Origin of the sequence: Streptomyces mauvecolor, assembly GCF_039532965.1 — a bacterium.
GTDB lineage: Bacteria > Actinomycetota > Actinomycetes > Streptomycetales > Streptomycetaceae > Streptomyces > Streptomyces violascens.
On sequence record NZ_BAAASQ010000079.1, the window covers coordinates 1 to 8,382 of the forward strand.

Annotated in this window: 11 protein-coding genes; 7 read left to right on the plus strand and 4 right to left on the minus strand. The window is 68.5% G+C overall.

What is annotated here, in order from left to right:
* Positions 1–297 precede the first annotated feature (297 nt).
* Positions 298–870, plus strand: a complete 573-nt coding sequence (locus ABD346_RS38375) for a dihydrofolate reductase family protein (protein ID WP_344380948.1) — start codon at positions 298–300, stop codon at positions 868–870.
* 60 nt (positions 871–930) lie between these two features.
* On the opposite strand, the gene ABD346_RS38380 is transcribed toward ABD346_RS38375, so the two are convergent.
* Positions 931–1,808, minus strand: a protein-coding gene (locus ABD346_RS38380; RefSeq protein WP_344380957.1) for an IS5 family transposase whose coding sequence is annotated in 2 segments (ribosomal slippage) — positions 931–1,448 and positions 1,448–1,808 — 879 coding nt in all. Because the reading frame shifts where the segments join, the coding sequence is not laid out codon by codon here.
* Positions 1,809–1,812: 4 nt separating this feature from the next.
* Here ABD346_RS38380 and ABD346_RS38385 point away from each other — a divergent pair.
* Both ABD346_RS38385 and ABD346_RS38390 read left to right on the plus strand, forming a co-directional pair.
* Positions 1,813–2,214: a DUF6000 family protein gene (locus ABD346_RS38385; RefSeq protein ID WP_344380958.1), complete on the plus strand. Its 402-nt coding sequence runs from the start codon at positions 1,813–1,815 to the stop codon at positions 2,212–2,214.
* Between the two features lie 2 nt (positions 2,215–2,216).
* Positions 2,217–2,444: a DUF5958 family protein gene (locus tag ABD346_RS38390; protein WP_344380949.1), complete on the plus strand. Its 228-nt coding sequence runs from the start codon at positions 2,217–2,219 to the stop codon at positions 2,442–2,444.
* 110 nt (positions 2,445–2,554) lie between these two features.
* Here ABD346_RS38390 and ABD346_RS38395 read toward each other — a convergent pair whose 3' ends face one another.
* Both ABD346_RS38395 and ABD346_RS38400 read right to left on the minus strand, forming a co-directional pair.
* Entirely contained in the window at positions 2,555–3,226 is a 672-nt protein-coding gene (locus ABD346_RS38395) for a response regulator (protein WP_344380950.1), read from the minus strand.
* Positions 3,223–4,344 (minus strand): sensor histidine kinase, encoded by a 1,122-nt coding sequence (locus ABD346_RS38400; RefSeq protein WP_344380951.1) that lies wholly within the window; start codon positions 4,342–4,344, stop codon positions 3,223–3,225. Before ABD346_RS38400 ends, ABD346_RS38395 begins: the two co-directional genes overlap by 4 nt.
* Positions 4,345–4,606: 262 nt before the next feature.
* Here ABD346_RS38400 and ABD346_RS38405 point away from each other — a divergent pair, with 262 nt between their 5' ends.
* From ABD346_RS38405 to ABD346_RS38420, 4 genes are all read left to right on the plus strand, one after another.
* Positions 4,607–5,527 carry an ATP-binding cassette domain-containing protein gene (locus ABD346_RS38405; RefSeq protein ID WP_344380952.1) on the plus strand — a complete coding sequence of 307 codons (921 nt, stop codon included), beginning with the start codon at positions 4,607–4,609 and terminating at the stop codon, positions 5,525–5,527.
* Positions 5,524–6,357: an ABC transporter permease gene (locus ABD346_RS38410; RefSeq protein ID WP_344380953.1), complete on the plus strand. Its 834-nt coding sequence runs from the start codon at positions 5,524–5,526 to the stop codon at positions 6,355–6,357. The genes ABD346_RS38405 and ABD346_RS38410 overlap by 4 nt, the downstream gene beginning before the upstream one ends.
* Positions 6,358–6,593: 236 nt before the next feature.
* The gene (locus tag ABD346_RS38415) at positions 6,594–6,839 is read left to right on the plus strand and encodes a hypothetical protein (RefSeq protein WP_344380954.1); all 246 of its coding nucleotides are present in this window, start codon (positions 6,594–6,596) and stop codon (positions 6,837–6,839) included.
* Between the two features lie 44 nt (positions 6,840–6,883).
* Positions 6,884–7,758 (plus strand): IS5 family transposase gene (locus ABD346_RS38420; RefSeq protein ID WP_381229039.1). Its coding sequence is split into 2 segments (ribosomal slippage): positions 6,884–7,228 and positions 7,231–7,758, totalling 873 coding nucleotides; the frame shifts between segments, so codons are not numbered across the junction.
* Positions 7,759–7,780: 22 nt separating this feature from the next.
* Here the strand turns inward: ABD346_RS38420 and ABD346_RS38425 are convergent.
* Positions 7,781–8,230, minus strand: a complete 450-nt coding sequence (locus ABD346_RS38425; protein ID WP_344380956.1) for a nuclear transport factor 2 family protein — start codon at positions 8,228–8,230, stop codon at positions 7,781–7,783.
* Positions 8,231–8,382 lie beyond the last annotated feature (152 nt).

An 8,382-nucleotide genomic window follows, 5' to 3' on the forward strand; every position in this document is an offset into this window, starting at 1 on the left:
CATACCTCGAGCGAACTACCAAAACCGGACCCTGACCAGCCACCTAACAAAGTCCTACTAGGGCCTGTCCGGCGGATCATGTCCGACGGCAACATCTCGTAGGCGACCAGGCAGTGGTCCGGCGTGTGTGTGCTCTCTCCGGTGTGAGGCTTCTGGGGAGGGTGGGCGGCGACCGATGAGTTTCTCCGTGATCCGCAGTCAAAGATCAAAGTTGGTGCGCTGGAGCCGCGAGTGTGATCCAATCGCGCACCGACCGGATCTGCTGAGAACCGGACACGAGATACCGAGGAACCTTTGATGCGCACCCTGATCAGCACCGCCTTCATCTCGCTCGACGGCGTCGTGGAGGCTCCGGGCGGCGAGCCCGGCTACCGGAACTCCGGGTGGACCTTCAAGGACATCGAGTTCCTGCCCGAGGCGTTCGACATCAAGGGCCAAGAGCAGCAGGAAGCCACCGCGATACTGATGGGCCGGACCAGCTACGAGGCGTTCAGCCCGGTGTGGCCCGACATGGAGGACTTCGCCGACTACAAGGTGATGCCGAAGTACGTCGTCTCCACCACCCTCACCGAGGACAAGCTGGTGTCGAATTGGGGCGAGACCACGATCCTGCGCTCGCTCGACGAGGTCGCCGCGCTCAAGGAGACCGAGGGCGGCCCGATCATCGTCCACGGCAGCGCCGCCCTCAACCAGGCCCTCTCGGACGCCGGCCTGATCGACCGCTACCACCTGCTCGTCTTCCCGCTCCTGCTCGGCGCGGGCAAGCGCCTGTTCAGCACCAGGGACAAGGACACGCAGAAGCTGAAGCTGGTCGAGCACGACGTCTACGCCAACGGCCTGCAGAAGAACATCTTCGACGTCGTCCGCTGACGACGGCTCCGGCACCCCCTACGCCGTTGCGTCTTTGGGTGTGGCACCCGGGCAGGTGTGTCATCGGAGCCACAGCCTGATCGCCGCGAGGGTGACGGTGCCGTAGAAGACGTACGCCCGTTTGTCGAAGCGGGTCGCTACGGCGCGTGAGCCCTTGAGCGCGTTGATCGTTCGCTCGACTTCGTTTCTGCGCTTGTAGATCGTCTTGTCGAAACCGGCGGGGCGGCCGCCCTGGCTCCCGCGGCGCTTGCGGTTGGCCCGCTGATTTCGGGGCTCGGGGATGGTGTGCTTGGTCTGCCGTCGCCGCAGGTAGCGACGGTTGCGCCGGGAGGAATACGCTTTGTCGCCGCTGAGGTGGTCCGGTCGGGTGCGGGGGCGTCCACCGCCGGGCCGGCCGACGCGGATCCGTTCCATGACGGGGATGAGCTGCGGGGCGTCGCCCCATTGGCCTGGGGTGATCAGCAGGGCCAGGGGGCGGCGGCCGCCTTCCCCCGCGAGGTGAATCTTGCACGTGAGGCCGCCCCGGGAGCGTCCGAGTCCCTCGTCGGGGCGGTGCTGCCAAGGCATGCGTCTTTTCCCGGAATCCGTGGGGGTTTCTTGCGTGCCCCGGCGGCGTGTTGGTGGCCCCGGCAGGAGGTGGAGTCCACGCTCACCATGGACCAGTCGATACGGCCTTCCGCGTCGGCGTCGGCCAGGACGGCCGCGAAGACCGTGTCCCACGTGCCGTCCGCCGACCAGCGTCTGTGCCGTTCGTACGCGGTCTTCCACTTGCCGAACCGCGCAGGCAGATCCCGCCACGGCACCCCGGTGCGCTGCCGAAAGAGGATCCCGTTTATCACCCTGCGATGGCTCGCCCAACGCCCGCCCCGCTGACCGGATTTCGGCAGATGTGGCCGCAGCCGCACCCATTCATCGTTCGTGAGATCTCCCCGCCCCATGAGCATGCCAACGACTCGAACCCGAGGCGGTCACAAGATCCGCCGGACAGGCCTAGCCAGCGAGGGGCCGTATGCGGGCGGGGGATACTGCGTCGCCCTCGTACAGTTCGGCACTACAGCGGATGCCGAACTACTCAGCGCCTACGTTGATCACTACTTGTCACGTCCCGACCTCGACTACGACCAGCCAACTGTCCTCGGGACGCTCCTGTACCTCGATGAGGTGCTCGGCTCTGAGCGCGCATCGCGGTTTATTGCCCCGGGAGGCCCTGGGACCAGTGGCTCGAAGTCCGGGCCGTCGCAGCCCTCGACCCGCAAAACCGCCGGCAGAACGAGCAGCAGTTTTGTGTCTTCGCCGACGAGACCGCTGAGGCCTTGCCTTCGCTGGGCTGCGGGGGGGGGCTGATCATGACCGAGCGAGACATCATCTTCAACGAACTCGCCCAAGGCCTGCGCCCGATGCCACAGGGCATCGGGTGGTTCGACACCCACAGCCCGGAGGAGCAGGCCGCGGTACCCCTGCTTCTGATCCATCACTGCATGCAGGCCCGCGCCGTCACCGACGACGGACCGGTGAGCATCCGCAGTGCCGGGCTGCGCCCGAGCACACGCCTGCGTTCGGGCAGGCATCTGTAGGAGGCGCCTACGGTCCGGAGGCCAATGCCACGCCCACGTATGCGGTTCATGAGCGGTGGCAGGGCTGTGCGAGGAACGGACCAGGAAACCGGTGTTGCTGTCGGGCGCGCTCAGCCGGGCAGTGTGACGAGCCCCGTCTCATAGGCGGTGATCACGAGCTGAACCCGGTCCCGGGCGCCCAATTTGGTGAGCAGGCGCGACACGTGCGACTTGGCGGTGGCCACCGTGATGAAGAGGTCCTCCGCGATCTCGGTGTTCGACCGGCCGCGCCCGATCAGGGTCAGAACTTCCCGTTCCCGCTCGGTGATGCCCTCGACCAGCCGTGGGGAGTGTACCGGGGCGGCTTCGGTGCGCCCGGCGAACTCCGCGATCAGACGGCGCGTGACACCCGGGGCGATCAGTGCGTCGCCGGCGGCGACCACGCGGACTCCCGTCAGGATGTCGTCGAGCGCCATGTCCTTGACCATGAAGCCGCTCGCTCCGGCCCGGAGCGCACCGTAGACGTGGTCGTCCTCGTCGAACGTGGTCAGGACAAGGACGCGCGTCGCGGTCGGGCCGGCGGTGATGAGTCGAGTGGCCTCGATCCCGTCCATGCCGGGCATCCGGATGTCCATCACCACGACATCGGGGCATACCTCCCCGACCAGTTGGACCGCCTCGGCGCCGGTGGACGCCTCACCGACGACCTCCAGGTCGGGGTGGTCGGCCATGATCACGCGCAGGCCCGAACGCACCAGCGGCTGGTCGTCGACGAGCAGGACGCGCACGGGACTGTCCGTCATCGGACTTCCACCCGAACTCCGGCGGTGTCGGGCAGGGGCAGCCGCGCCGCCACCCGGAAGCCGCCTTCGGCACGCGGCCCGGCGCTGAGGCGGCCGTGCAGCAGAGCGACCCGCTCGCGCATGCCCACGATGCCGAAGCCCTGGGCCGGGCCGTCCTGTGTGGTGCCGCGCCCGTCGTCGACGATTTCCACGAATAGTTCCCCGTCCCCGTACTCGATGGTCACCCGGCAGTGTCCGGTGCCCGCGTGGCGTACCACATTGGTCAGTGCCTCCTGGACGATACGGTAGGCTGACAGGTCGATGTCGGCCGGCAGCTGGCGCTGTTCCCCGCCGCGGCGCATGTCGACCCGTACGCCGGCGTCCGCCGTCGCCGCCACCAGCCGTTCGAGGTCTGCCAGACCGGGCGACGGCGCAAGCGGCACCCGCCCCGAGACCTCGGCGTCCGCGTCGGCCTGACGGAGTGCCACCAGAGTCCGTCGAAGGCCCGACAAGGTATCCCTGCTGGTGGTTTCGATCGCCCGCAGGGCCTCGCGGGCCTCCTCGGGCTGTGTCCGGATGACCCGGCTCCCCACCCCGGCCTGGATGGCAATGATACCGATGCTGTGCGCGACCATGTCATGCAACTCCCGCGCGATCCGCAGCCGTTCGGCGACCACGGCCTCGGCCACCTCCTGGGCGCGCAGCGTCACCGCATGCTCGCGGCGCTCCCGGCCCAGCAGGCCAACCGTGCAGGCTGCGACCATTGACAGGAGGGCGATCAAGAGGTTGACGATCAGCCCGTCGCCGTGCGCGTAACCGCCGACAAGCAGGATCTGGACGACGAGGGATACGCCCGCCGCGACGGCCGAAGCCCGCCGTGCGCGGGTGGCGACGATGAAGCCCAGCACGAGGTCCACCGCCAGGTACGACAGGAACTGGCCCTGGTACGAAGCCGACAGGTCCACACCGGCGGAGCTCGGGGGACCCGCCACCGCGGCCGCGGACCCGAAGAGAGTCAGGGTCAGGGCCAGGACCGGCCCCTTGCGCAGGACTCCGACGAGGAGGCTCGACGCCAGCAGCGTCCCGACGCCGTGGACCGTACCCGAAGCCCTCGGCGCGCCTCCCACGAGCAGACCCACCGCGAGGAGGTACAGAACACCCCCCGCCCAGGCCATGAGGTTCGTTCTCGTCATCGGGGGCGCGCCTCATCGAAAGGAAGGCCGCGCGGTGCGACGCTCGCGGGCGACGGGGCGGTCGGTATGTCGATCATCCCGTGACACTATCCAGCCGCCGTCCCCGCGGCGTCGTCCCGGGGGCTTACGCCCCCGGGCTAACCCGGCCCCGCGATTGCCGCCCACGGCCCCATGACCAGCCGGGGCCCCTCCCGGCAGTGTTGTCCACATGATCGAAGTACATGAACTCACCAAGCGCTACGGCGGCAAGACCGCCGTCGACCGGCTGTCCTTCACCGTACGGCCGGGCCAGGTCACAGGCTTCCTCGGCCCCAACGGAGCCGGCAAGTCGACCACCTTGAGGATGATCCTCGGCCTGGAGGCGCCCGCCGGCGGCGCCGCCACCGTCAGCGGGGTCCCCTTCCGCAGCCACTCCCGCGGGCTGCGGCACGTCGGCGCCCTCCTTGACGCCGGCCAGGTCCACGGCGGACGCACCGCCACGGCCCACCTGTCGGCCCTGGCCCGCAGCAACGGGATCTCCCCGCGCCGAGTGGAGAAGGTGCTGCACGAAGTGGGCCTGGCCGATGCGGGGCGCCGCCGCATCGGCGGGTTCTCGCTCGGCATGAAGCAGCGGCTGGGGGTCGCCACTGCCCTGCTCGGCGACCCGCCGGTGCTGATGTTCGACGAACCGGTCAACGGCATGGACCCGGAAGGCGTGCTCTGGATGCGCCGCCTCTTCCGGCGCCTCGCGGCCGAGGGCCGCACGGTCTTCCTCTCCAGCCACCTCATGTCGGAGATGGAGAACACCGCCGACCAGCTCGTCGTCATCGGTCGGGGCAAACTCATCGCCGCCGAGTCGGTACGGGAGTTCGCGGCCCGCAGCACCAGCCTCGGCGTGGTGGTGGGCACGCGGCAGGCAGCCGAGCTGACGGCGGTGCTGACCGCCGCCGGCGCATCGGTCGAGCCGGAGGGGTCTGCGGGTGCCGAGAAGCTCGTCGTGACCGGACTGCCGACGGACCGGATCGCCGCGCTCGCCTTCGAGCACCGGATCCTGCTCACCGAACTCACGGCCCGGGCGCCCTCATTGGAAGAGGCCTTCATGGAACTCACCGCCGACAGCATCGAATACCAGGCAGGACAGACCCGATGACCACACTCGCCTCCGCCCCCGCGACCACCTTGGCCGCCTCCCTCGCCGAGCCGCCCGCCCGCTTCCGCGACCTGATCGCCTCCGAATGGATCAAGACGCGGTCCCTGCGCTCCACCCCGTGGGTCCTGGCATTCATCACCTTGTTCGTCATCGGGTCCGCCGCCGTGGCCACGCTCTCCGACAAGGCCGCGGGCTCCGAACCCACCAGCTTCCTGGCCTACGACGCCTTCTCCTCGCCCGGCTGCATGACGCTGATACTCGTCGCGGGCAGCATGGGCGCCCTCACCGCCGTCAGCGAGTACAGCAGCGGCCTGATCCGCACCACCCTCGCGGCCGTCCCCGCCCGCGGCGCGGTCGTGCTGGCCAAGGCGGTCGTCACCGCCGTGCTGTGGACCGCGGTCGGCACGGCCGCCGCCATAGGATCCTTCCTCGTCTCCCAGGCCATCCTGAACGGGCACGGTGCCGCCGTCCCGATCACGCACCCCGATGTGCTCCGCCCGCTGGTGGCATCCGCGCTGCTGGCTCCGGTGTGCGCCCTGACCGGCCTGGGCCTCGCCGTCCTGCTCCGCCACGCCGCCGCCACCATGCTCACCAGCGCCTTCACCCTGCTGATGCTGCCCACCATGTTCTCCGAGAGCAACCGCTGGTCCGCCGACATCAAACACACCATGATCTCCGCCGCCTGGACCCGTCTCGTCCAGACCTGGGAGCCCGATCCCGGATCCCTGGGCTACACCGCCACCCTCCCCGGCTGCTGGATCGTCTACGCCCTCTGGCCACTGGCCGCGGTCGCCCTCGCGGTGGTCGTCGTACGGCACCGCGACGTGTGAACGGGTGACCTAGTGAAACCAGTTGTTAACAAGTTAACGATTGGTTGGGTGTGCTTCCTCCCTTGAGGACATGCAGGCGCGGTGGACAGCGCTCCATCCAGGCATGGACACCTCCCCGTTGGACGCGATCGCGCTGATCCGGCGGGTGCACACGCTGCATGAACGGGCGTTGCATCCGCTGTGTGAGGCGGCGCCGGTGGCGGCGCCGGAGCTGGATCTGCTCATTCCATTGCGGCATGTGTCGGGGCCGGTCATCGCCTGCCGCGGAGCGCGGCTTTATCCGGCGCACTCCGAGGGCGGCGGACCGCAGGTCGGCGGAGGTCGTCATCACCGAGGCCGGCGAGCAGGTCATCAACACGCCCTTCCCACGCCTGCTGGAGCGTGAGGTCGAGTTGCCGGCCGGCCTCGGCGCGGACCGTGCGCAGGTCGTGCCCGCGCTCTCCTGCTCCGGCCGTCGCTTCACGCTGACCGAAATGGCCTAGGGTCTGTTGCGAAAGCGGATCTTGGTCGTGGATGATCACGCTCTGTGGGGCGTGGTGATCTGACGTATGGGCAGTGGGCCCGGCTGGAGCCGTTGTTGCCACAGGGCATCAAGCCGGGCCGTCCGCCGGTGTGGACGCGGCGGCAGCTGATAGACGGCATACGGTGGCGGACCCGGACAGGTGCTCCCTGGCGCGATGTGCCGGAACGCTACGGGCCCTGGGACCGGGTATATGACCTGTTCCACCGCTGGCAGCGGGATGGCACCTGGGCCAGGATCGTCACCCACCTCCAGGCCGAGGCGGATGCGAAGGGCTTGATCACCTGGGACGTGAACGTCGACTCCACCGTCTGCCGGGCCCACCAGCACGCGGCCGGGGCGGCGAAGAGGGGGATCTGCAAAAGGAGCCGCCCGGCGGCATTGCCGTCGAGCCGGCCGACCACGGCCTCGGACGCTCCCGGGGCGGGCTGACGACCAAGATCCATCTTGCTGTCGAGCAGGGGCAGAAACCCCTGTCGGTGCTGATCACGGCTGGGCAGCGAGGCGACTCTCCCCAGTTCGAGTCGGTCCTGGACGCGATCCGGGTGCCGCGGATCGGTTCGGGTCGGCCCCGTAGGCGACCGGACCGTGTGCGGGCCGACAAGGCGTACGACTCCCGCCGGAACCGGGCCTACCTGCGAAGACGCGGTATCAAGGCGACCGTTCCGGTCCCGGCGGACCGAGTTCGCAACCGCCAGAAACTCGGCTCTCGAGGCGGTCGGCCGCCGAAGTTCAACAAGAGCGACTACCGTGAGCGTCACGCGGTCGAGTGCGGGATCAACCGACTCAAGCGTCACCGGGCCGTGGCCACGAGATACGACAAGCTTGCCGTCCGTTACGAGGCGACCGTGTTGGTGGCAGTCCTCAACGAGTGGCTGTGACCAATGGGTTTTGCCGTTGACCTCAGCCTGTTGGTGTCGGCATGGCGCAGGCGTCAGCGATAGCCCGCGTGTCCCAGTAGAACGGACGGACCTCGGTGATCCGCCCGTCCTTGACCGTGATCGCTTGCAGAATGGGGAAGCTGAGTTCACGGCCGGTCGCGCGAGCGCGGGCACGGACCTGTGTGAGCACGACCTCAGTCTCACCGGTGGCCAGGAACTCCTGTTCCACCATCTCGAACGACTCCCACACCTCTCCCATCATGAGGAAGAACTGCGTCATGCCGTTGTGCCCACGCCAAGTGCCTCCGTAGGGCAGGGCATCTGCTTGATGCAGCTCGACATCCGGCGCAAAGAAGGGGGCGAGGAGGTCGAACGAAGCCTCGCCAGGGCCTCCCGCCGCCAGATACACCGCCTCAGCCGCATACATGCCGGTGAGAACTGTTGCTGACTCCGTAGTGGATGACATCGTCATGCCGCCAGCATGAGGACCACAGCAGGACCTTGCTGGCGGCAATCAGACATCGTTGTGCTGCACGGTCGGCACTTCCGCAACATGCCCTAGTTGTATTGACCCGCAGGGTTGTTGACGCGGGTGATGGGCGGGTGTCCGTCGAGTGCGGTGTG

Bases quoted from the DNA above. Each gene is read 5' to 3' on its own strand.
- ABD346_RS38425 (WP_344380956.1), bottom strand. From the start codon at position 8,230: ATGACGATGTCATCCACTACGGAGTCAGCAACAGTTCTCACCGGCATG.
- ABD346_RS38415 (WP_344380954.1), top strand. From the start codon at position 6,594: ATGTGTCGGGGCCGGTCATCGCCTGCCGCGGAGCGCGGCTTTATCCGG.
- ABD346_RS38385 (WP_344380958.1), top strand. From the start codon at position 1,813: ATGCCAACGACTCGAACCCGAGGCGGTCACAAGATCCGCCGGACAGGC.
- ABD346_RS38405 (WP_344380952.1), top strand. From the start codon at position 4,607: ATGATCGAAGTACATGAACTCACCAAGCGCTACGGCGGCAAGACCGCC.
- ABD346_RS38390 (WP_344380949.1), top strand. From the start codon at position 2,217: ATGACCGAGCGAGACATCATCTTCAACGAACTCGCCCAAGGCCTGCGC.
- ABD346_RS38410 (WP_344380953.1), top strand. From the start codon at position 5,524: ATGACCACACTCGCCTCCGCCCCCGCGACCACCTTGGCCGCCTCCCTC.
- ABD346_RS38375 (WP_344380948.1), top strand. From the start codon at position 298: ATGCGCACCCTGATCAGCACCGCCTTCATCTCGCTCGACGGCGTCGTG.
- ABD346_RS38395 (WP_344380950.1), bottom strand. From the start codon at position 3,226: ATGACGGACAGTCCCGTGCGCGTCCTGCTCGTCGACGACCAGCCGCTG.